25 protein-coding genes and 1 riboswitch are annotated in these 20,998 nt (G+C 43.1%); of the genes, 16 read left to right on the top strand and 9 right to left on the bottom strand.

Translation table 11 applies throughout. The features are described 5' to 3' along the window. The first annotated feature begins 13 nt into the window (after positions 1 to 13). Both CHRO_RS34995 and CHRO_RS34990 read left to right on the top strand, forming a co-directional pair. Complete coding sequence (locus tag CHRO_RS34995) at positions 14 to 736, top strand: histidine kinase dimerization/phospho-acceptor domain-containing protein (RefSeq protein WP_342669367.1); 723 nt, start codon at positions 14 to 16, stop codon at positions 734 to 736. A 15-nt stretch (positions 737 to 751) separates the two neighbouring features. Next, positions 752 to 1,321 carry a sensor histidine kinase gene (locus CHRO_RS34990; protein WP_342669366.1) on the top strand — a complete coding sequence of 190 codons (570 nt, stop codon included), beginning with the start codon at positions 752 to 754 and terminating at the stop codon, positions 1,319 to 1,321. Here the strand turns inward: CHRO_RS34990 and CHRO_RS27655 are convergent. Further along, complete coding sequence (locus CHRO_RS27655; protein WP_015162925.1) at positions 1,318 to 1,599, bottom strand: hypothetical protein; 282 nt, start codon at positions 1,597 to 1,599, stop codon at positions 1,318 to 1,320. The genes CHRO_RS34990 and CHRO_RS27655 overlap by 4 nt on opposite strands. A 332-nt stretch (positions 1,600 to 1,931) precedes the next feature. On the opposite strand from CHRO_RS27655, the gene CHRO_RS27650 reads away from it, so the two are divergent. The 6 genes from CHRO_RS27650 to CHRO_RS27625 all read left to right on the top strand — a co-directional run bounded on the left by CHRO_RS27650 (position 1,932) and on the right by CHRO_RS27625 (position 7,119). Further along, on the top strand, positions 1,932 to 2,342 hold the full coding sequence (locus tag CHRO_RS27650) for a hypothetical protein (RefSeq protein WP_015162924.1): 411 nt from the start codon (positions 1,932 to 1,934) through the stop codon (positions 2,340 to 2,342). Positions 2,343 to 2,748: 406 nt separating this feature from the next. After that, a complete protein-coding gene (locus tag CHRO_RS27645; RefSeq protein ID WP_015162923.1) occupies positions 2,749 to 3,480 on the top strand; it encodes an MIP/aquaporin family protein in 732 nt (243 codons plus the stop codon). A gap of 52 nt (positions 3,481 to 3,532) precedes the next feature. After that, positions 3,533 to 4,237 (top strand): manganese catalase family protein, encoded by a 705-nt coding sequence (locus CHRO_RS27640; RefSeq protein WP_015162922.1) that lies wholly within the window; start codon positions 3,533 to 3,535, stop codon positions 4,235 to 4,237. Between the two features lie 150 nt (positions 4,238 to 4,387). Then, positions 4,388 to 5,086, top strand: coding sequence for a VIT1/CCC1 transporter family protein (locus CHRO_RS27635; RefSeq protein ID WP_015162921.1), 699 nt, complete (start codon positions 4,388 to 4,390; stop codon positions 5,084 to 5,086). A gap of 34 nt (positions 5,087 to 5,120) precedes the next feature. Then, positions 5,121 to 5,795 carry a response regulator transcription factor gene (locus tag CHRO_RS27630; RefSeq protein WP_015162920.1) on the top strand — a complete coding sequence of 225 codons (675 nt, stop codon included), beginning with the start codon at positions 5,121 to 5,123 and terminating at the stop codon, positions 5,793 to 5,795. A gap of 76 nt (positions 5,796 to 5,871) precedes the next feature. Continuing rightward, positions 5,872 to 7,119, top strand: a complete 1,248-nt coding sequence (locus CHRO_RS27625) for a HAMP domain-containing sensor histidine kinase (RefSeq protein WP_015162919.1) — start codon at positions 5,872 to 5,874, stop codon at positions 7,117 to 7,119. Here CHRO_RS27625 and CHRO_RS27620 read toward each other — a convergent pair. After that, positions 7,097 to 8,131 (bottom strand): bestrophin family protein, encoded by a 1,035-nt coding sequence (locus tag CHRO_RS27620; protein WP_015162918.1) that lies wholly within the window; start codon positions 8,129 to 8,131, stop codon positions 7,097 to 7,099. The two genes, CHRO_RS27625 and CHRO_RS27620, sit on opposite strands and share 23 nt — an antisense overlap. A gap of 344 nt (positions 8,132 to 8,475) precedes the next feature. On the opposite strand from CHRO_RS27620, the gene CHRO_RS27615 reads away from it, so the two are divergent. Further along, on the top strand, positions 8,476 to 9,732 hold the full coding sequence (locus tag CHRO_RS27615; protein WP_015162917.1) for a GGDEF domain-containing protein: 1,257 nt from the start codon (positions 8,476 to 8,478) through the stop codon (positions 9,730 to 9,732). 21 nt (positions 9,733 to 9,753) lie between these two features. Here the strand turns inward: CHRO_RS27615 and CHRO_RS27610 are convergent, their stop codons facing one another. Together CHRO_RS27610 and CHRO_RS27605 are read right to left on the bottom strand one after the other, a co-directional pair. Then, the gene (locus tag CHRO_RS27610; protein ID WP_015162916.1) at positions 9,754 to 10,203 is read right to left on the bottom strand and encodes a DUF2127 domain-containing protein; all 450 of its coding nucleotides are present in this window, start codon (positions 10,201 to 10,203) and stop codon (positions 9,754 to 9,756) included. A gap of 166 nt (positions 10,204 to 10,369) precedes the next feature. Continuing rightward, on the bottom strand, positions 10,370 to 10,831 hold the full coding sequence (locus CHRO_RS27605; protein ID WP_015162915.1) for a PepSY domain-containing protein: 462 nt from the start codon (positions 10,829 to 10,831) through the stop codon (positions 10,370 to 10,372). Positions 10,832 to 11,197: 366 nt separating this feature from the next. Here CHRO_RS27605 and CHRO_RS27600 point away from each other — a divergent pair, with 366 nt between their 5' ends. Then, positions 11,198 to 11,893, top strand: coding sequence for a hypothetical protein (locus tag CHRO_RS27600; protein WP_181824419.1), 696 nt, complete (start codon positions 11,198 to 11,200; stop codon positions 11,891 to 11,893). Between the two features lie 86 nt (positions 11,894 to 11,979). Here the strand turns inward: CHRO_RS27600 and CHRO_RS27595 are convergent, their stop codons facing one another. Then, positions 11,980 to 13,179: an anion transporter gene (locus tag CHRO_RS27595; protein WP_015162913.1), complete on the bottom strand. Its 1,200-nt coding sequence runs from the start codon at positions 13,177 to 13,179 to the stop codon at positions 11,980 to 11,982. Positions 13,180 to 13,549: 370 nt separating this feature from the next. On the opposite strand from CHRO_RS27595, the gene CHRO_RS27590 reads away from it, so the two are divergent. The 5 genes from CHRO_RS27590 to CHRO_RS27570 all read left to right on the top strand — a co-directional run bounded on the left by CHRO_RS27590 (position 13,550) and on the right by CHRO_RS27570 (position 17,123). Then, complete coding sequence (locus CHRO_RS27590; RefSeq protein WP_015162912.1) at positions 13,550 to 14,386, top strand: sulfite exporter TauE/SafE family protein; 837 nt, start codon at positions 13,550 to 13,552, stop codon at positions 14,384 to 14,386. A 1-nt stretch (position 14,387) separates the two neighbouring features. Then, a complete protein-coding gene (locus tag CHRO_RS27585; protein WP_015162911.1) occupies positions 14,388 to 14,774 on the top strand; it encodes a DUF1634 domain-containing protein in 387 nt (128 codons plus the stop codon). An 89-nt stretch (positions 14,775 to 14,863) separates the two neighbouring features. Continuing rightward, positions 14,864 to 14,985, top strand: a riboswitch (Fluoride riboswitch). A 95-nt stretch (positions 14,986 to 15,080) separates the two neighbouring features. Continuing rightward, positions 15,081 to 15,536, top strand: coding sequence for a fluoride efflux transporter CrcB (crcB, locus tag CHRO_RS27580; protein ID WP_015162910.1), 456 nt, complete (start codon positions 15,081 to 15,083; stop codon positions 15,534 to 15,536). Then, the gene (locus CHRO_RS27575) at positions 15,533 to 15,874 is read left to right on the top strand and encodes a DUF190 domain-containing protein (protein WP_015162909.1); all 342 of its coding nucleotides are present in this window, start codon (positions 15,533 to 15,535) and stop codon (positions 15,872 to 15,874) included. Before crcB ends, CHRO_RS27575 begins: the two co-directional genes overlap by 4 nt. Positions 15,875 to 15,902: 28 nt before the next feature. Continuing rightward, a complete protein-coding gene (locus CHRO_RS27570; RefSeq protein WP_015162908.1) occupies positions 15,903 to 17,123 on the top strand; it encodes an MFS transporter in 1,221 nt (406 codons plus the stop codon). A gap of 43 nt (positions 17,124 to 17,166) precedes the next feature. Here the strand turns inward: CHRO_RS27570 and CHRO_RS27565 are convergent, their stop codons facing one another. From CHRO_RS27565 to CHRO_RS27550, 4 genes are all read right to left on the bottom strand, one after another. Further along, the gene (locus CHRO_RS27565; protein ID WP_015162907.1) at positions 17,167 to 17,670 is read right to left on the bottom strand and encodes a DUF3172 domain-containing protein; all 504 of its coding nucleotides are present in this window, start codon (positions 17,668 to 17,670) and stop codon (positions 17,167 to 17,169) included. Between the two features lie 178 nt (positions 17,671 to 17,848). After that, positions 17,849 to 18,718, bottom strand: a complete 870-nt coding sequence (locus tag CHRO_RS27560; RefSeq protein ID WP_015162906.1) for a 3-oxoacyl-ACP reductase family protein — start codon at positions 18,716 to 18,718, stop codon at positions 17,849 to 17,851. A 151-nt stretch (positions 18,719 to 18,869) separates the two neighbouring features. Further along, complete coding sequence (gene lepB, locus CHRO_RS27555) at positions 18,870 to 19,439, bottom strand: signal peptidase I (RefSeq protein ID WP_015162905.1); 570 nt, start codon at positions 19,437 to 19,439, stop codon at positions 18,870 to 18,872. 62 nt (positions 19,440 to 19,501) lie between these two features. Then, the gene (locus CHRO_RS27550) at positions 19,502 to 20,785 is read right to left on the bottom strand and encodes an HhoA/HhoB/HtrA family serine endopeptidase (protein WP_015162904.1); all 1,284 of its coding nucleotides are present in this window, start codon (positions 20,783 to 20,785) and stop codon (positions 19,502 to 19,504) included. Positions 20,786 to 20,807: 22 nt separating this feature from the next. On the opposite strand from CHRO_RS27550, the gene CHRO_RS33010 reads away from it, so the two are divergent. Continuing rightward, positions 20,808 to 20,957 carry a hypothetical protein gene (locus tag CHRO_RS33010; protein WP_181824418.1) on the top strand — a complete coding sequence of 50 codons (150 nt, stop codon included), beginning with the start codon at positions 20,808 to 20,810 and terminating at the stop codon, positions 20,955 to 20,957. Positions 20,958 to 20,998 lie beyond the last annotated feature (41 nt).

The raw sequence follows: 20,998 nt of genomic DNA, 5'->3' as shown, positions 1-20,998 counted from the left end.
TGTTTCTAACTGAATGTTTCAGGCTTTACACTGGCGGCTATTGATTTCCTACCTAAGTGTCATGGTGACAATTTTAGGAATATTTACCTTAGCCGTATATCAGTTTGTCGCCTACAATCTTTATCAAAAAACAGACCGCCAAATGCTAGGATTGGCAGATGCAGCCGCTCACAGTTTATCTAAGCTCCGAGCCGATCGCACCGCCATTCATCGTCAGATGCCCCGCTCGTTCGACAACGATGGCGATCTCGATATCCCGTGGCAGAATTTACGCGAAAATCACCAAAGTGTGGAATGGTATGATGCTAACCGTCAGCTGTTAGGTAAAGCTGGAAAGTCGCTTCCAGACATTCCTTTAGCAGCTAACTCATATATTTCGCAACAAGGGCAGATTCGCGCTCTCACGATTCGGGTTTATGAAGAAAAACAGAGTAGAGCTAAGCAGGAACTTCAAGGTTATATTCGCGTATTAGAATCCACCGAAGAATTAGCAGAAGAACTAGACAGACTTCTATTAGGATTGGGTGTAGCAGGGATAATTGCCCTGTCGCTAACTGGTGTTGGTGGCTTGTGGCTGACGCGACAATCCATAAAACCGATTCAGTTGAGTTTTCAGCAGTTAAAACAGTTAAATCAGCAGTTAAAGCAGTTTACAGCCGACGCTTCCCACGAGTTGCGTAGTCCTCTAGCGGCGATTAAGACTTCAACTCAGGTGATGATGACTCATCCAGAGTGAATTCATCCAGCAGATGTGGACAAGTTGGATGCGATCGCCAGTGCGACTAAACAAATGACTTGCTTGGTAGAAGATTTACTCTTTCTCGCACGGACAGACGCTACAGAAACTACCTTGACGCAAGAGTGGAGAGCGATCCCAATAGACGAACTGCTAGAAGATTTGGTGGATTTCCTATTACCTCAAGCCCAAGCCAAGGAAATTACTCTCAAGTTAGATTTATTAGAAGAAGCATTTGTTAAAGGTGATGCCTTCCAGCTGAGGCGTTTATTTTCTAACCTGCTAGAAAATGCGCTGCAATATACACTACCTGGAGGAACTGTAACTATTTCTCTAGTCAGCCAAGGTAAGTTTGTGGCGATCGGCGTTGAGGATACGGGAATCGGGATCGCACCAGAACACGTTCCACTAGTTTTTCATCGCTTTTGGAGAGCAGATAAGGCGCGAACGTACAGAGAAGACGGTTCGGGATTGGGATTGGCGATCGCTCAAGCCATTGCTCAACGCCACGGGGGAGAGATTGTCCTCAGCAGCCAAATCGGAGTCGGTAGTTGCTTTGGGGTACGTCTACCGATCGCCGCCTAATTTCTTTTTGTTTGCCTTTTGCTGTTGAACAAACCAGACATACTCAACCCCGTTACTAACAATCCAATTAGTCCTAAACCATTCAAAATGGGGTAGATTGCCTGAAGACGAAAGATTTCACCCGTGTGAATGCTCAATAGAAAACTAGAGGATAATCCCGTGGCGATCGGCCACTCGCGAACGATTGTAATTATCATCCCAGTTAGCACGGTTACAGTCAGTGGGATCGAGATCGCGATCGCCAGAATGCGGTGGTATCTCCGAAACGCACGTTTCATATCAATTCCTCGTTAAAAATAAACTTTTAGAATACTATCTGCTCTTTAGATTGGAAAAATCGAGCTTTGCGTGACAAAACTCGATGGGTGAGAGGAGTCCCCTTTGCCGGAGACTTTTCCTCAAGGTACAACAAACATAGTAAAGAACTCGGAAAGATCGAGATTGAGCTATTTTCTTTCCGAGTTCTTTACCTTCATAGTTTTATCTTGGAGTTGGTTGGCGGAGAAGTCATTAACTGCTTTGCTGTACTTCGTATCCCTCAGCACTTTTACTCATAGCAGTAACGATATTTTGTGCCAGATAGCGTAAATTTTTGCCGGAGTTTGAGATCGTGAAACGACATCAAGTACTAATTGTTGCTGCCATCAGTGTTTTGGTATTGGCAGGATGCACTAATGCTCAACAGCCTACCATACAGACCTCACCCGCAGCTAGTCCTGCTGCTACTGGGCAAACCGATCGAGCAGGTGTCGATCGTCTGCTCAGCGTTGTATCTAATACCAAAGCAGCAGTTGAAGCAGGGAACTTTTCTAAAGCCAATACTGAATTTAGCCAATTTGAAGATAACTGGAAACAAGTTGAGGATGGCATAAAAGCCAAATCTAGCGATCGTTATAAAGCGATTGAAGATAGCCTGGATCGGGTAACGGGCGAACTGAAAGGCTCTCAGCCCAACAAACAAAATGTATTAGCAGACTTACAATCTATGGAAAATAACATCAATAGTGTTGCCAAACTGTAATTCCTTAAAGTTCGAGAACAATTAGCACTCACTTCTACTTGAATTGAAATCACTTTAATAATTGAGTTTCTCATGCTTGTGTGAGGTAGAACTACTAATTTTATAGAACTACCTCACACTTTTTTATGTTATTGTTTTATTTTTACTTATTATCAAAATCTTGACGAAACGATTATCTAACAGCAATTAAACCACTAAGTATTATCAGTATAAAATTTAGCTTCGTCCAGTGAAAATCAACTATTTTTAATAGTAAAATTTTGCAAGAACTAGCTGAATAAATAGAATTAATTCTTATCTAAAAAATAGCTCAAATTCTTTCCGAGTTCTTTACCTTTAATGTCTTACTTTTAAGGTGCAGGAGTTACAAATGTAGCCTTCAGCAGACTCATAAGGAGTAAAGAGGATGAATTCAAAAGCACTAATCGCTGAATTTGTCGGAACTTTCGCCTTGATCTTTATTGGAGTGGGTGCGATCGCCACTAATTACATCAATCGGGGCGGAATTACAGGCACAGCAGTGGATCTGACTGCTATTGCTCTCGCCCACGGTTTGACAATCGCCGTTATGGTCAGTGCAACAGCAGCTGTAAGCGGCGGTCATCTCAATCCAGCCGTCACCTTTGGCGCTTGGCTGACAGGTAAAATCGATCCCAAGAATGCGTTGGGATATGTTATTTCTCAATGTTTGGGAGCCATTTTTGCCGCTAGTTCGATCAAACTGGTTATTCCTTTACAGGCACTCCAAGCTGTAGGTATGGGAACCCCAGCTCTTGGCAAGGGAGAAACTCCATTCATGGGATTGGTCATGGAATTCATTCTGACCTTCTTCCTAGTATTTGTTGTTTTTGGCACAGCTATTGACTCTCGCGCCCCTAGAATCGGCGGTTTGTTCATCGGATTAACTGTGGCACTAGACATCTTGGCTGGTGGTCCTCTGAGTGGCGCTGCTATGAACCCAGCTCGGTATCTCGGTCCAGCTTTAATGGGGGGTGGACTCCAGTATTTTTGGCTGTATTGGATCGGTCCTTTGGCAGGTGGTGCTACCGCAGCTTTGCTATACCATTACACGTTGGCAGATAGGAGTAATCGCACTATCCATAACAGTGAAGTTGCAACTCAGTCTCGTCTGAACTAATCGACTTGTTTCAAATCCTCTTTACAAAATCATTCACAGGAGACAGCAATCTATGTTCTTTCATAAAAAAGAAACAATCCACAGCGTAGATATTAGAGAACCAAATCCACGTTTTGCCCAACTTCTTCTAGAACAATTTGGCGGCGCAACAGGAGAGCTTTCTGCGGCTTTGCAATACTGGGTACAGTCTTTTCACGTTGAAGATGCAAGTATTCGAGATATGCTTCAGGATATTGCCGTCGAAGAGTTTGGTCATTTGGAAATGGTGGGCAAAATGATCGAGGCTCACACTAAAAATGTCGATCAAACCGAGGCTTACAAAAGCACTCTGTTTGCCCTGCGTGGTATGGGACCGCATTTTCTAGATAGTCAAGGTCATGCTTGGACTGCTAGCTATCTCAACGAAGGTGGTGACGTAGTGCGCGACTTGCGGGCTAACATTGCGGCTGAAGCTGGAGCGCGTCAGACTTACGAAGAGTTGATTAAACTCTCAACTGATGAAGGAAGTAAGAAAACACTAGTGCATTTGCTGACAAGGGAAATTTCTCACACTCAAATGTTTATGAAGGCACTGGATTCTTTGGGTAAACTAACCGAGCCAATGTTTGGTAACATTCAACCAGATGAGACAGTTGACATTTACTACAACTTGTCCTCTTATGGAAAAGAGGGAGTAGTGCAGGTAGACGAACGCGGTCCTTGGAACTCGGAGCCAACGTTCAAGTACATTGCCGATCCGCTCAATACTCGTTCCTAGCAAAGCCTAAAGGGTATGAGATAAACCAGAAGCCAGTGGAAGCATATCCACTGGCTAAGCCTACTACCTACAAGAAAATTGTTAATAGTTAATCGTTAATTGTGTTTCACCATCAACCATCAACTATTAACCATTAACAGACATCAAAATATGCCCCAAACACCACACGTTGAGGAACATTTTACAGCCAGCGAAGTTGTCCGAGATATTGTCATTGGAGTCTCGGACGGATTGACAGTTCCCTTTGCTCTAGCAGCTGGGTTGTCTGGTACTGTAGCTTCTACCAGCATAGTTGTCACCGCTGGTTTAGCCGAGATTGCAGCAGGTGCGATCGCGATGGGTTTGGGTGGTTATCTTGCTGCTAAAAGCGATGCCGACCACTATACGTCAGAACTAAAGCGCGAACAACGGGAACTGAGAGAAAAGCCAGGGGCAGAGGTAACAGAAGTCATAGATATATTTCAATCCTATGGGCTGACAGCAGAAGAAAGTAAGTTAATTGCCAAGGGATTGCTGCGAAATCCTCATGCGCTAGTTAATTTCATGATGCGCTTTGAGTTGGGTATAGAAAAGCCTGCTCCTAGGCGAGCATTAAAGAGCGCCCTCACCATTGCTAGTTCTTACATTGCTGGAGGGATCGTTCCCCTAAGTCCTTTTATCTTCATTTCTAATTCCAAAACAGCACTGACACTTTCAGTAATTATTACTAACATTGTTCTGGTAATATTTGGCTATATCAAAGGTCATTTCACAGGTGCTAAACCAATGCGTAGTGCAGTCCAAACTGTACTAACTGGAGGACTTGCTGCGGCGGCTGCCTTTTCGATCGCCAAACTTATTTCTAGGTAAATTAGTCAAATAACTTTTCTCCTTACACAATTATATGAAAATTTTAATAGTTGAAGATGACGATCGCATTGCTAAACCACTAGCAGAAGATTTGAGGCATCAACACCATGTTGTAGATTTAGCTGCTGATGGGGTTGAGGGGTGGGAATACGCCCAATCGACTGCCTACGATGTTATCTTGCTAGACTTGATGCTACCTCGATTAGATGGAATCGCGCTATGCAAGCGTTTACGCACTGCTAAATGTAATGCTTTCATTTTAATGTTAACAGCAAGAGATACAACCTCAGATAAGGTAATTGGACTTGATGCAGGCGCTGATGATTATTTAGTCAAGCCATTTGAACTAGAAGAATTGGGAGCGCGAATTAGGGCTTTATCGCGGAGAAGTCCAGAAATAAGACAACCGATTTTGAGTCACGGCGAGCTGCAATTCGATCCAGCCAATCGCGAAGTTACTTATGCTGGAAAAACGCTGTCATTAACACCTAAAGAATATACAATTTTAGAATACTTTTTGAGAAATCCTACTCAAGTTTTAACTCGCATGGCAATCCTAGATAAGTTGTGGGAATTCGATAAATTGTCTGGAGAAGAAACTGTAAAAACTCATTTGACAAACTTGCGCCGAAAACTAAAAACAGCAGGGAGTCCAGAAGATTTCATCGAAACAGTATACGGTGTTGGTTATCGTCTCGGCGCTAAGTAATGTAATCTGATAGAATTGTCAGAGGTAGACTTTGCTAAATTCTGGTAATTAACTCATAATTGAATCGCACCTGCTCGTGTTTGAAAAAATTCGGTATCGCTTGTTATTGTCTTACCTAGTAGTTATTGCATCGATCCTAGGAACATTTGCGATCGCCGTGCGGACTGTCTTCACCCGCAGTCTCACTCATCAGCTGACAGACAAACTAATTGCTTTAGGACAGGGTGCTGCCGCTAATGCGGAATATGAAAACGGTCAGATCAAAATTGAAAGTGACTTTCCCGTACAAGATCTAATTGCCAATAATCAAGCTTTGGAGTGGTTTGATACTCAGAGGCGTTTGGTAGAGCGACAAGGAAAAGCTACTGTAACATTACCACTTTCTCCAAAAGAAACCGTACAGTTTCAAACTAGAAAAAATCGCCTTATAGCTACGACTTTACCAATTATTGGTAGCGACGATCGAAAACTGATTGGGTATGTAAGAGTCAGTCAATCTCTGGAAGAATATGATGAAACTTTAAGTAAACTGGACTGGGGATTAGGCGGTGGAATCCTCGTCGCTTTGGCTTTGAGTGGAATTGGTGGAGTATGGTTAACTCGTCAAGCTATGCAACCAATTGAACAGAGTTTTCAAAGGTTAAAGCAGTTTACGGCTGATGCCTCCCACGAACTTCGCAGTCCTTTAATGGCAGTAAAAAGTAATGCAACAGTAGCATTAAAATATCCAGAAGGAATGCGGGAAACAGATAAAGAGAAGTTCCAGGCGATCGCTAGCGCAACTAATCAAATGTCTCGCTTGACAGAAGACTTATTATTTTTGGCTCGTAACGATAAAATTCCTCACCGTAATCGAGATATTATCGATTTGACAGAACTTTTAGAGAATTTAGTGCAGTTATATAAACCTCAAGCTGAAGCCAAACAAATTAAACTAAGTATACAAGTAACGAAGAATCTGAGATTATTGGGCGATTCAGATCAACTAAGGCGTTTATTTGGCAATTTAATTGAGAATGCTATTCACTATACGCCAAATTCAGGTACAGTTGAAATCAAAGATCGCCGCATCAGTCCTCATTGGTACATTGAGGTACGAGATACAGGCGTGGGAATTGCACCAGAGCAGCTTAAACACGTATTTGACAGATTTTGGCGAGCCGATCGCTCTCGTTCTTATAATTCTGGTGGTTCTGGATTGGGATTGGCGATCGCTCAAGCGATCGCCCAGAATCACGGTGGACTCATTACTGTTACCAGCCAAGTAGAAGTTGGCAGTTGTTTTACAGTGCGTCTACCCACTAACGCGACTTCAGTACTATAGGTATTTGGTTAGAATGAGTCGCGTTATTAGTATTTCTCAACATATCTTCAACATTACCGAGTATAGTACGACAAATTTCATCTAGAGGTAGATCGTTAGGATCGCGTCCAAAAGGGTTTTCTAGTTCGGAACCAAGCTCTTCAATTCCAAATAATGTAAAGCTCATCAAAGCCATTACTGGGATAGTCCACCAGTGTAAATTCTCGACTAGCTCTATAGGTAGTATCAAACAATATATCATTAATAATTGTTTGAGATAAATGGCATATAGCAAGGGCATAGGAGTTTTTAAAATTCGTTCGCAACCGCCTAATATATCTACTAGCTCGTCTACTAACTTCTGTAAGGCAGTGAGTTGATATACATTTAAAAGACCGTATCTGTACCTAGATTGTAAATATTCTCCCAGCCACAAAGCAATCTCTAGAGGTGGGTGATTTGCCTCTTTAAGTTTTAAATATTGTGAGGGAGTCATTAATACTTTTAATTCCTTATTCATAGAGTTATGGCGTAAATGCAGTTTCATAGCAACTGCAAAAGCAATTACTAATCGCAATGCTGCCTCTTTTTCTACTCGATCGCTTGTTCCCCTTTCTTCGACTACTACCCAAATTCCGCGAGCCAAGTTACGAACTGTATTAACTAACGATCCCCAAAGTTTACGACCTTCCCAAAATCGTTCGTGAGCCGTATTCGTGCGAAAAATTAACAGCAAACTCAAGATGAGATTTAAACTTAAGACCACATTAGGAACGCCACTACTTATCTTTGGTAAAGGTATATGTTTATCGTGATATTCAAGTAAAGCAATGAAAAAACTGTATACACTGAAGAAAAGTAACCAAGGAATAATGGTTTTAATCACTGAACCTTGTAGCCGAAAAATGACTTGAAAGAAATTGAGTTTCTCACCAGTGTATTCATGAAACTTTCTTTTCCACGATCTGAGAGACGTATTGTTTTTTAAACGTACTTTGTTCCTCAATTTCTCAGTACGACTTGGTGGTGTCATTTGTAACTCCAGTAGAGAATATGTACAGTGTTATTGTTGTATCGACTTGAGCAAATTCCAAAAATAGAGAGAAGACGCTGCGATGTTAGGTAATAAATGTCAAGAACTCGGAAAGATTTATCTGACTTTGTAAATTTTGCAAACTCATGTCAGTTGCGTTGCTACACAAAACCTTAGTTAATTTCATCTTTTTGGTATCGCTCGGCAACTTCGCGATCGCAAAGCTAAGAAACTTTCCTAGTTCTTGACAATCTTGCAATAGGTTTGGGGTGCAAACTTGCAGCCATCTTTTAGTTGTCTCAGAACAGATGCATCATCGATACAAAATACGGCTGAACAATAGTATGACTGGACATCTGATACCTAAAACCTTATACCCAAACCTGCCATTGCTTAGAAGTTATATAATAGGAGCCTTAGCTTTGGATCGCCGTTATGTTTCGGCAGCTATAGCCGTCCTACCCGTAGTAGAATATATGGCTTTCCAAAACCATTGGTGGGTATGGCTCGTGTTAGTTATTGGCTTACTTTGGACTGGGATTTTTGCTTTTTGTTTATTGACACTAGAGCGCACGGCTCATGTTGAACGGCTGGTACAAGAACGCACGGCAGAACTATCAAATCTCAACGCCGAACTAAACTTACTCAACGAAATGAACGATTTACTTCAAGCTTGCCTTACGGTTGAGGAAGCTCATAAGGTAATCGCTCAGGTAGTACCTCCATTATTTCCCTATGCTTCGGGTGGAGTCTTCGCGATCGCCAGCGATCGCACCCTTGTAGCGAGTATTGCAGCTTGGGGAACGGCATTCAACAGTCAAAAAGTATTTGCATTAGATGAATGCTTTGCACTACGGCGCGGACAGATGTATCTAGCAGAAAACACTCGTTGCGGGTTGTGCCAACACTTGCTTTCCTCATTGCCTGTTGAGTATATTTGCGTTCCCATGATGGCACAAGGAGAAGCCCTCGGCTTACTCTACTTGAGTTACTTGGAAAAAGGGAAACTAACTTCCGCCAAACAAAGGTTAGCAGTTAAAGTTGCTGCAAATCTCGCTCTTGCATTAGCCAACTTAAAACTGCGCGAGATCTTGCAAAGCCAGAGCGTGCGCGATCCGCTGACAGATTTGTTCAATCGTCGTTATTTGGAAGCAACGCTAGAACGCGAAGTGCGTCGAGGCGAACGCGAACAAACACCAGTAGGAATTATTATGCTTGACGTTGACCGCTTTAAACAAGTTAATGATACTTTCGGTCATCCAACAGGCGATACGTTATTACGGGAATTAGGCAAGTTCTTGAAAGAGCAGATTCGAGCAGGAGATATTGCTTGTCGGTATGGGGGTGAAGAGTTTATGTTAATCCTGCCAGCTGCGCCTCTAGAGGCAGTTCAACAAAGAGCCGAACAAATTAGGGAAGCAGTCAAGTGGCTTCAGTTGAAGCACCAACATCAACTGCTCGATCCTATTACTCTTTCATTGGGAGTAGCAGCGTTCCCGTACCACGGCTCGACAACTCAAGAACTCATTCAAGCAGCCGATGCAGCTTTATACCGAGCCAAGAATGAGGGACGCGATCGCGTCGTAACTGCTACGTTATGAGCTTACGAGAGTAAGTCAACTTTACCTTCCATGTTTGGGAAAACGACGCAGTAAATACCAGAAAACCACTATATTCACGACAAACACTACCAGCTTGAGTATAGTTATTCCTTTGATTAACTCAAATATTTCTGGTGGAATACTGATACCAACTAGTACCAATACCAATATTCTTGCCCAGGCTTTTTCATACCATAAGCCGATCGCTTCAATTGCAGTGACAGCAGCATAAGCTCCAGTTGCTATTCCACTAAATTGAAGAGTTTGTTGTTTGATATTTGTAATCTTTTCTATCAACCACTCAATAATATTTAATTTTTCTTCTAAAATATAAGCTTCCGATAAACTCGTAAAAGACTGATAGTTCTGTAATGCTAAAAGTATAGCGATCGCTGCGACCGCCAGAATTATTGCTACAAAAGTTTTATAAATAACTATAGCTACTAAACCAGATGGACGTTGATTTCGCATAGCGGCATTTATAGGATTTTTTCTATAGTTAATTATCCTTCGATATGACATGGTTATTCGATAAAATTCTAATTTTTAAGTTGTGGGACTGTTGAAGATACTCTTTAACAGTCCCACAACTTAGTTTCTGCTAATTAACTAAAAGATTGTGTAGATTTCGGCTTCTTTATCGTTTTTTACCATCATCGTTAGCTTCACCATCATTATTTGGAATTTGAATGCTACTCTTAGGGCGAGAAGCCTCGTTCTGCTCATTCTCTTGATTTTGATCCTCAGTATAGAGGACTGTGCCATTACCAGCATCTACATAAACTTCTGTTTGTCCAATCGTTACCTCATAGACTAAGTTACCATTTTCATTTTCCAACTCTACACTACTTGCTTTGCCACCTTTAGCAGTTTCAGCAGCTTGTATGGCTTGTTGAGCTGTTATTTTAGCGAGAGATTGCAGTTGAGCTTCTTCCTGCTGCTCTTTTGCATCTTCATTAGCCTCACCATCGCGATCGCTATCTTGGGCAACTAGGATGCTAGATTGAGGTTGAGCTGCATAGACGTTTGGCGCTAATCCGCCAAATCCAAAACTACCTACTACGGCAGTTGCTATGAGAATTTTCTTTGGAGTTTTCATAGGGTGAAACCTCAATATTCTGAGTTAGTGGTTTCACTGTAAGTCTCAAAAGTAAAGAACTAGAAAAGATTTTAAAAATCAAGAAATTTACGATGAAACTTGATGGCATCCGAGGCAGGTACTCGTAATTTTTTTTAGTTCTAGTCAATCTTTCTAAGTTCTTGACATTTAATGCATAAAGTAAAGTCTGCTGACCAAAAAGAGAGTTGATGTTGTGACTGCTAAGCGATCGCTCCTTACAAACACTCAGAAGAAGCATTGCTCCACAAAAGTGACATTTATTTGTCAAGTTCCTGACATACTCAGCTACTACAATAACTAAGCAAGCTAGATTTCCTTACCGCTATAACTAAGAGTGCGGAGAGAATGATGAACGAATCAAGTGACATAAACAGCTTAATTAATCAGCAACAGATAGAAATTGACCGCATTACGATTCCTGCGAAAAACCTAACTCTTACCGAACAGTTCTGTGTAGATCTCCTTGGAGGTAAGGATGTGTCTCGTACATCTAACAGGTTAGCACTGGATAAACAACAATCAATTCCCTATTTTCCAGATGCGATCGCCAACAGCCCAAGACTCAATTTATGCTTGCAAGTATGGGGGCTACCAATTGTTGCACAGCAGAAAACAACAAAAACAGCCAACACCCCCTTAAACTTTTTTCACCAACGCTGGGAGCAAGAGATATACAATCGTTTTCGGGAAGCTAGGCGGCGCTTTCCAGAATTTTTTCCCTGCTTCGAGATAAAGGAGAATTCAATCGCAGGATTGCAATATTCAATTTACTTTAAGCCATTAACTAAATACGCTCAAAAACTAGCGTGCAATGCTCCGCTGTTTCCATACCAAGAAGAATTTAAGCCAATCGAGCAATTGTGGAATGAAAATGGACAGAGTGAATTGGAACTCATTTTCGATCGCTTTCCCACTCAGTCAGCATTGAAACCACCCCAGGCAGCATGGAGATCGGGGTGGGTGAAATTCTTTTTAGGATTGATTAACCAAGGACGCGAGCTAATACACGTCAAGGGGCTGTTAACTCAAAAGAATGCTTGAATTTATCGTCCAGATGAAGTCATTGCATCGATCGCGCTACTTAACAAATAATACCCAGTTTCAGTATTTGAGTTAAAGAATACCGCTCATAGGTCGGGTTTGTAAATCCAAAAGTAAGCAAAACATAAAGTAATTGTAGACAAAGGTAAGCCGAAACGTAAATGCTCCCAAAAAGTCAATTTTTGTCCTCGCTTTGCTACTGCTTCTGCCACAATCAAATTTGCCACAGAGCCTAAAAGCGTTAGATTTCCTGCTAGTGTAGATCCTGCTGCTAGTAATAACCAAGTGCGTGAATCTGGTTGGGGAATTAAATGATGTAATAGTAGAACTGCTGGAACGTTTGAGACCAAATTTGATAGGAATACTGTCACCCATAAGATATTTACAGGTGTGTTAACGAAGCTAGAAAACAAGTTCAACTCCCCTAGCTTTTGTACGCCTTGGGTGAGAATAAACAATCCAGAAAACATTACGAGTAGATCCCAGTCAACTTTTTGTAAGATTCGCTCCGGTCTAATTCTTCTGGTAATCAATAACAAACCTGCGGCAATTAGTGTTGCTTCTGCTGGCGGAATGCCAATTATGAAAGCAACTAGCAAACCGCCTGTAACGATTAAACTTTTGATTAGAAGCGGTTTTAAAATTCGATCTTGTCTTGAGGGAGGAGTCAAAGAAGACTTGAGCGACCGCACCTCTGGATATAACCACCATAGTAAGCCAATCTGGAGCGCCAAGCTCGCCAGTGCTACAGGCGTAAGCACCTTGGCAAAATCTAGATAGCCGATCCCAGAGAAGGAACCGATGAGAATATTCTGAGGATTACCGCTCAAAGTTGCTACAGAACCGAGGTTCGTTGCTCCTGCTAACGCCAGTAAGTAAGGAATTGGGTTGAGATTGAGCGATCCAGTTAAGTCCAGAACTAGGGGTGTCAGAATTAGGGCAATTGTATCATTGAGAAATAGAGCCGAGAGAATACCTGCACCAAAAGTCAGTACTACCAGCAACCCCAAAGGGCTGCGAGCGATACGTGCGACGCGATCGAGGGCTAATTGGAAAAAGCCAGATACAGCCAAGTTAGCACTAATTACCATCATGCTGAATAGGAAAATTAGCGTTTTGTAATCGATCGCCTGCCACGCCGATTTTAAATCCAGCACCCCTAACGCTAGCAGTAAAGCTGCTCCCGCCACGGCGATCGTTGCCCGATTCATCCGCATTCCAGGCAGATAACCTAACCCTAAACCAATATACGTCAGCGCGATCGCAATATGGCGAAGAATCGTCATTTAATGCTTTGTCCTTGAGTAGGAAACGAGCTACTATGCAATCAGGCAAGCTACAGTGGGGAGTTGTTAAAAAACTGTTGCCACGTCTTGTTTAAGTTTGGTTTTGAGTTTAATCTAGTTGAAGTTTTCTACCATTTATCTATAGATAGATGTTAATTTTCAATTTGATTGGTTTAATCTACTCTGGCTTTCAATTCAGGCAAGAAAAGTAAGTCTATACTTTACCAGTTGTTAATCGTTGCTCTACCACCTGTTAATCAAGCAAACCTATTCTTTGAACCAGAAAGAAGATGGAATTGCGATCGATTCATTAACAACAATCTAATTGCACCTTGCACAAACTTAGCAGCCAAACAGGAGCAGCGATCGCGTGAACATCTTAGAATTTACTCTGATAGTTGGGTTAGGCTCCCTACTAGCGGGGTTTCTAGGAGCCTTGACTGGCTTAGGTGGTGGCGTGGTCATCGTACCGCTTTTAACATTAGCGTTCAAGGTCGATATTCGCTACGCGATCGGCGCATCTCTAGTTTCAGTCATTGCCACTTCTTCAGGTGCGGCGGCTGCCTATGTTAAAGAAGGTTTTACGAACGTCCGCATCGGCATGTTTTTAGAGGTTGCTACTACTATAGGGGCGTTGGTTGGCGCTTTTCTGACTGCAAAGTTACCAACTTCCACTGTGGCTGTGATTTTCGGTTTGGTTCTACTTTATTCTGCTTTTTCCTCCCACCGCTCTCGACAGGAGCATCAACCCAATACCCAGCCCGATCCCCTCGCTACCCGCTTAAAACTCAATGGTAGCTATCCTACTGCGGAAGGGGAACAAAGTTACCACGTCCAAAATGTGGCTGCGGGTTTTAGTTTAATGTTTTTAGCCGGAATTTTGTCGGGTTTGTTGGGGATCGGATCGGGAGCTGTTAAGGTGCTGGCAATGGATCGGGCAATGCAACTACCGTTTAAGGTTTCTACTACTACTAGTAATTTTATGATTGGCGTGACAGCGGCAGCAGGGGCAGGAGTATATCTCAGTCGGGGATACATCGATCCAGGGCTGGCGATGCCCGTGATGTTGGGTGTACTCTTAGGTTCCCTGATTGGGGCGCGGACGCTAGTTAAGGTTAAACCTCGGCTCTTACGACAGATTTTCAGCATTGTGATTCTGCTACTGGCAATTCAGATGATTTACAACGGTTTAACGGGACGGATTTGAAATGTCAAATTCTAGGGCTAGATGGACAGAGCATCAAATCGAGCAGATTGTTGGCAACATTCTGCGGCTAGGAGTGATTTTATCTGCCTCAGTCGTGCTGCTAGGTGGAATTCTCTATCTGAGCCACTACGGGATGAACTCTCCCAACTATCAAGTGTTTCGCGGTGAGCCGTCAGAATTACGCACGCTGCCTGGGATTGTCAAGTTTGCGCTATCGTTCAGACGGCGGGGTTTGATCCAATTCGGTCTATTGTTACTAATTGCTACCCCAATTGTCAGAGTTGCTTTTTTGGCATTTGCTTTTGCTAAGCAAGGCGATCGCATCTACGTCATGATTACACTGATAGTTTTGTCAACTTTGTTATACAGTCTAGTTAATTCCGTGTAGTGGAACTGAATAAATATTTAATACATTTAGCTTTTTTATAGTTCTATATCAAAAGACCGATCGTTAGTTAGATAAAAGGTGTGTTATAAATTCTATATGGCAATGGAGCTTGCCAAAATCGCCGCTTCAGTTCGTGCTAAATGTTTTACCAGTTATGGCTGTAAAACAAAAGCTTGTAACTATCTGAAAGGCTGATGGCTCCTACTTTCCAAGCTAGCATTGGGAGAGTAGGAGCGAATAATTGCTTTGCCTAATTCTCCCGATCGCCAGCATTTATTGAAAACCAAACTCTCTGGAATTGGGGAGATGTTAGCCAGTATATTTCATAATTTGTGGCATGGGTTAGGTAAAGCTCTCGGTGTTCTGACTTCAGCAAATCCAGATGTTCGCGCTCCAATTGCGATCGCTTTAGGAGCGATCTCTGGTGCTTTGAGTCGCTACTACTTAACTTTGTTATTCGCACGCTGGTTGGGAACGGGATTTCCCTACGGCACATTCGCGATCAACATCACAGGAGCTTTGGTAATGGGCTTTTTTGTTACTCTCACTCTAGAGCGAACCATTACCTCTCCAGATCTGCGCTTATTAATTGCTGTAGGATTTCTGGGTTCTTATACGACTTTTTCTACCTACGCTTTAGATACCTCCATGCTCGTGCGATCGGGTAATAAAACAGTAGCTTTGTTTTATTGGTTAGGCAGTGCAGCTTTGGGGTATATCAGTTTAGAAATTGGCAGTTTTCTAGCAAGGAAAATAACATGAATACCTGGGAAAAACTAACTATTTACGTTGGCGAGTCCGATCGTTGGCACGGTAAACCTGTATATTTAGCTTTAGTAGAAGCAGCCCGCCAGCAAAGTCTCGCTGGAGCTACTGCCACCAGAGGGATAGCAGGCTTTGGCGAACGTCAATATCACAAAATTCATACAGTTCAAATTCTGGAGCTGTCTTCAGATTTACCAATAGTCGTAGCAGTTATCGATCGAGCTGAGGCGATCGCAAATTTTCTCCCTGTTGTTCGCGAAATGGTGAAAAACGGCTTAGTTACCCAGCAAAGTGTCACGGTCGTGCATCATGTTCCTACTGGTGCTGCTAGCTAGCTCGAAATCGTTTTAAAAGGAAATCTTCATGCAATCTCAACCGCCATCTGCTCGTGGAGACAGAAAACCTTCAGTTTCCAAAGCCTCTGCACTGAAATTTGTCATTTTACTGGGGATTGTCAGCCTATTTGCAGACATGACTTATGAAGGAGCGCGTAGCATTACAGGTCCGTATCTTGCCGTTCTGGGTGCAAGTGCGACTGTAGTGGGAATCGTTTCGGGATTAGGAGAGTTGATTGGTTATAGCCTGCGCCTTGCTTCTGGTTACATGAGCGATCGCACGCAAAAATATTGGTCGATTACACTGTTTGGCTACGCAATCAATTTGTTGGTCGTACCACTCTTGGCGTTGGCTGGACGTTGGGAAGTTGCGGCATTTCTAATGGTTACAGAGCGAATTGGTAAAGGAATTCGTACCCCTGCGCGTGATGTCATTCTTTCCAGTGCGACTAAACAAGTTGGTAGAGGCTGGGGCTTTGGCTTACACGAAGCCTTAGACCAGATTGGGGCTGTACTCGGACCGCTTCTAGTTGCAGCTGCTCTCTATTTTCAAGGAGGATATCGTACTGGCTTTGCCCTGTTACTTGTACCCGCACTTTTAGCACTGGCTGTTTTAATCGCTGCGCGATCGCTATATCCACGCCCTCAAAGGTTTGAAGCTTCTAGTTTATCCCACCATCTAGACCAAACGCAGGGCTTTCCCAGAGTATTTTGGCTTTACTTAGCTGCTATGGCATTTGTTGCCGCAGGCTTTGCAGATTTTCCCTTAATTGCCTATCACTTTCAAAAAGCGTCTGTTGTGCCGAGCGATTGGATTCCAATCTTTTACGCGATCGCAATGGGTGTAGACGCGATCGCCGCACTTATTTTAGGGCATCTGTTCGACCGCAAAGGCATTTTCGCCGTAGTCGTTGCCGTCCTCTTCTCTTCCTTCTTCGCACCGCTTGTTTTCTTAGGCAACTCTTATATTGCTCTAGCAGGAATGGCTGTGTGGGGAATCGGTATGGGAGCGCAAGAATCGATTATGCGAGCTGTAATTGCCGAAATAATTTCTGCAAATAGACGTGGTGTGGCGTATGGAATTTTTAATACAGGATATGGCGTATTTTGGTTTTTAGGTAGTGCCTTAATTGGTATTCTTTACGATACTTCTACTACAGCCCTAATTATCTTCTCAATTGTCACCCAACTTGCCTCTATTCCCTTACTTTTAAAGGTAAGTCAAGAGTTCAGGCATTCTCGTAGATAGTCCGTTGCGATTAACAATAAAGATAGTAACTCAAGTTCATCCACTATCTTGCTTGCTGAGAAATTCCTGCTTGTTTCAGGAAAAGATTTCCAGCCGCATTATTCTGATAAACACAATCAATTTGAGGTGAGTTTTCCAGAGTTCCGGTAAAGCCGAAAGTGTTCATTCTATTTTTACACTCTTGCTCCTGAGTGGCTGTTACCAAATTCTTTTGCTCCAAAACTGCCCAGTCGTTTCTGCGGATAACACATCCTGGTTGCATCTTGGGCTGAGAAATATATACGCTAAAAGGCTTGAGCGTCACGAATAGACGTGCATCCAATGTCATAGCACTGGCTCCATATTGCACGCATACTTGCGGATCTGGTGCAGCAAGATCGATATATTGGCTGCTAGCGACGTTTTCAGGACTGAAATTGACGGAAGAACTCAAGCCAACCCCAAGCCCAATTCCTACCATCAGCGCAGCCGCCACAATTGCCAAAGATGCATAGTTCCAGATTGAAGATAAGGATTTAGTGGGAGCGTTCAATTGTTTGGATTTCATAGGAATCGTACTAGGACAAACAAAACTTTCTCGACAAATGCCGAACTTGACAGCCGCGATTCCAGCACTAGCAATAACATCACTACATCGCGGCAATTATTTAGAGAGACAAGTACTATGTGTCGGCGTTATTGTTAGGCGTTATTGTTACACGATGCATAAGTTACCTTTGGAACATTCAATTGAAGTACATCCCACCGTTGACATTGATTGTTTGCCCCGTGATATAGCCATTGATAGCCAACATCACAGCAGCCTCAGCAACTTCTTTAGCCTTACCAAAGCGACCAACAGGAGTCTGTTCGGGGTGTACCTGTAAATTGGTGCTGACTGTTTCAGTTTCAATTAATGCAGGGGCAAGCGCGTTAACTGTAATTCCTTCTCCAATCAGTTGTGCGGCATAAGCATGGGTCAGTCCTAGAATACCTGCCTTGGCAGCAGCATAGTGGAGACCCACAACTCCTCCAGTTTGAGCGGCGATAGACGAGAGATTGATAATGCGTCCCCAACCTTGCTTTCGCATTCTTGGTAAGGCGGCTTGAGTGACTAGGAAGACTGATTTAAGGTTGACGGCAATGGCTTCATCCCAATCTCTTTCTTGAATTTCCTCAATTGCTTTGGGACGGACAAGCCCAACGTTATTCACCAAGATGGACACAGTTCCCAACTGTTGCTCCACAACCTCAATCATTCGAGCTACATCAGCCGCAACCGAGACATCGGCTCGAACCGCGATCGCGCGGCATCCCTGTTGTTTTACTAGACGACAAGTTTCTTGGGCAGCCTGCTTCTGGGTCTGGTAATTGATGGCAACATCTCCACCCGCTTGGGCAATTGCGAGGGCGATCGCTCGTCCTAATCCTCGCCCTGCTCCTGTCACCAAAGCAATTTTGCCTGATAATTCACCCTTGCTCTGGGTAGTCTTTTCCTGGAGCTGACAGTTTGCTGCAACACCTGCATTAGCTTGCTTACTATTGAAGGTTAGAGATCGTCCTACTTTTCGCTCTAACTCCGCTACCGAAGTGGTTTTGCCTGATAATTCACGCATAATTGTGTCTCCTTGATATAACTTGAAAGTCGTATGCAATCGGCGAAAATCTTGCGATCGCAGTCGGTTTGTAAAGCAGAAAAGTGTCACAGCAGATTAGTACAAAGTGGTACGTCCTGACCTAGGGTCTTGGCACAGGCTTTGTAGGCTGTCATTGGGAAGCAACATAAACGGGGCTATTCAATTCACCAATTCGGTTGAAAGGAAAGAAGCGGAAGATTGCCCGACCGATGATGTCGCGACGCGGTACGAATCCCCAATAGTGGCTGTCATAGCTGTTGTTCCGATTGTCTCCTAGTACCAAGTAGGAGTTGGGTGGAACAATTACCGGACCCCATTGATAGTCTGGTCGAGCGGCAATATAGTTTTCCTTTAAAGCAGAGCCATTGATATATACCCGTCCAGATTTCACCTCAACCTTTTCTCCTGGCAAGCCAATGACTCGCTTAATAAATGCATCGTGAAAGTTTTGTTGCCTTAAAGTTTTGGTGGGTTTGAACACAACCATATCGCCCCGTTGGGGTGGTTCAAAATCATAACTCAGCTTGTCAATAATTAAGCGATCGTTCACTTGAAGCGTTGGTTCCATTGAACCAGAAGGAATATATCGAGCCTCTGCAACAAAGGTACGAATGCCAAAGGCAAGCAACAGACTTAGCCCAAAAACTTTCGCAGTTTCAAGCCAAGGATTTTCAAAATGAGGTTGTGCTTGTTGAGTCATAGAACTTATTCGCTTTAGTTATCTCTAGCAAAATGCCAATCCAAAGCTTTTTACGGCGATCGCTATTGTCCCAAATTAGGCATTGCAGCAGTTTTCACGAATAAATTTAGAGGTTGTCCGTGGCGATTGAGTTCTAATTCCAAACTGCTACCAACTTGGTTTTCCTCTACTATCTGCTGTAGATCGCTAGCACTCGGAACTAACTGCCCGTTAATTTTTTGAATGACATCGCCAGTCCGCAGTCCAGCGCGGTCAGCAGGAGAATTGGGTAACACTTTCGCTACTAATACACCCTGGTTTGCATCTACTGTTATCCCACTGTTAGGGTCGTTGTTCAAGCTTTGCTGAATATCTGGAGTTAACGTTACCATTTGAATGCCTAAGTAAGGATGCTTGACGCTACCCTTAGCAATTAACTGCTGGGCAATACTTTTAGCTTGATTCATTGGAATCGCAAAGCCGATGCCTTGAGCATCTTGAATGATGGCTGTATTAATGCCGATCGCTTGTCCCTGAGAATTAAGTAATGGTCCACCAGAGTTACCTGGATTAATTGCAGCATCAGTTTGAATAAAGTTGACGCGCTCGTTAGCAGCACCAATATTACCGCGACCTGTGGCGCTAATAATTCCAGAGGTAACGGTGTTGTCAAGTCCTAATGGATTGCCGATCGCGATCGCTAAATCTCCTGGCTTTAGCTGGTTAGAATCGCCCAGAGCAACTGTTGGTAAGTTATTTGCCTGAATTTTAACTACAGCAATATCCGAAACTGGGTCTGAACCCATAACCGAACCTTTGAAGGAACGACCATTTTTTAGGGTTACGGTAACGGTATCTACTCCCTGAACGACATGGGCATTTGTCAAAATTTCTCCATTAGGATTAATGATGAAGCCGGAACCAATACCGCGTTCGATTTGTTTAGTTGGTGGGGTAGGAATTTCCGAACCAAAAAACTGGCGAAATAACGGATCTTGAAAAATTGCTGGGGCAGTATTAGTCGCGGTACGAGTCGAATCAATCCTGACCACTGCTGAACCTACACTTTGAACCACAGCAGCAATGAAGTTAGGATCTGTAGAGTTTGTCAATTTACCAACTGGAGTTGAGGTAGTTGGTGTAGCAATTGGCGATCGACTCTGCTGAGCGACACCAGTACTATCATTTTTGAAGGCATAACTACCTGCAACGATCGCGGCAAGGGTGGCTAGTCCTAATGTTAAATAAGTGGCGCTATTTTTATTGTTGGAATTACGGTTCGTATAAACTTTAGAGTCGGAGCAATTGAGGTTAAGATCGTCAATTCGATCTGAATCGCTTTGAGATTCAGGAAGGTCTGTTTTCATCGGTATCACCTGAAATAATTGATTGAAGATTTTTGAGGATTTTCAGTGCGGCGATCCTCTAGATTTTTTTAAAGGAGATAGATATCCAATCTGTTTATTAATGTTAAACACTCCATATGACACGCTGATGGCAGAAGTATTGCAATTTTGTGGAGCTGCTGCGATCGCCTAACCAAGATTGCTGCTTCGAGTATTATGCACCCTTTAGGTAAA

Source organism: Chroococcidiopsis thermalis PCC 7203 (assembly GCF_000317125.1).
GTDB lineage: Bacteria > Cyanobacteriota > Cyanobacteriia > Cyanobacteriales > Chroococcidiopsidaceae > Chroococcidiopsis > Chroococcidiopsis thermalis.
Note: the sequence above shows the minus strand (reverse complement) of the source record. Positions and strands in the feature narration are given on the sequence as shown.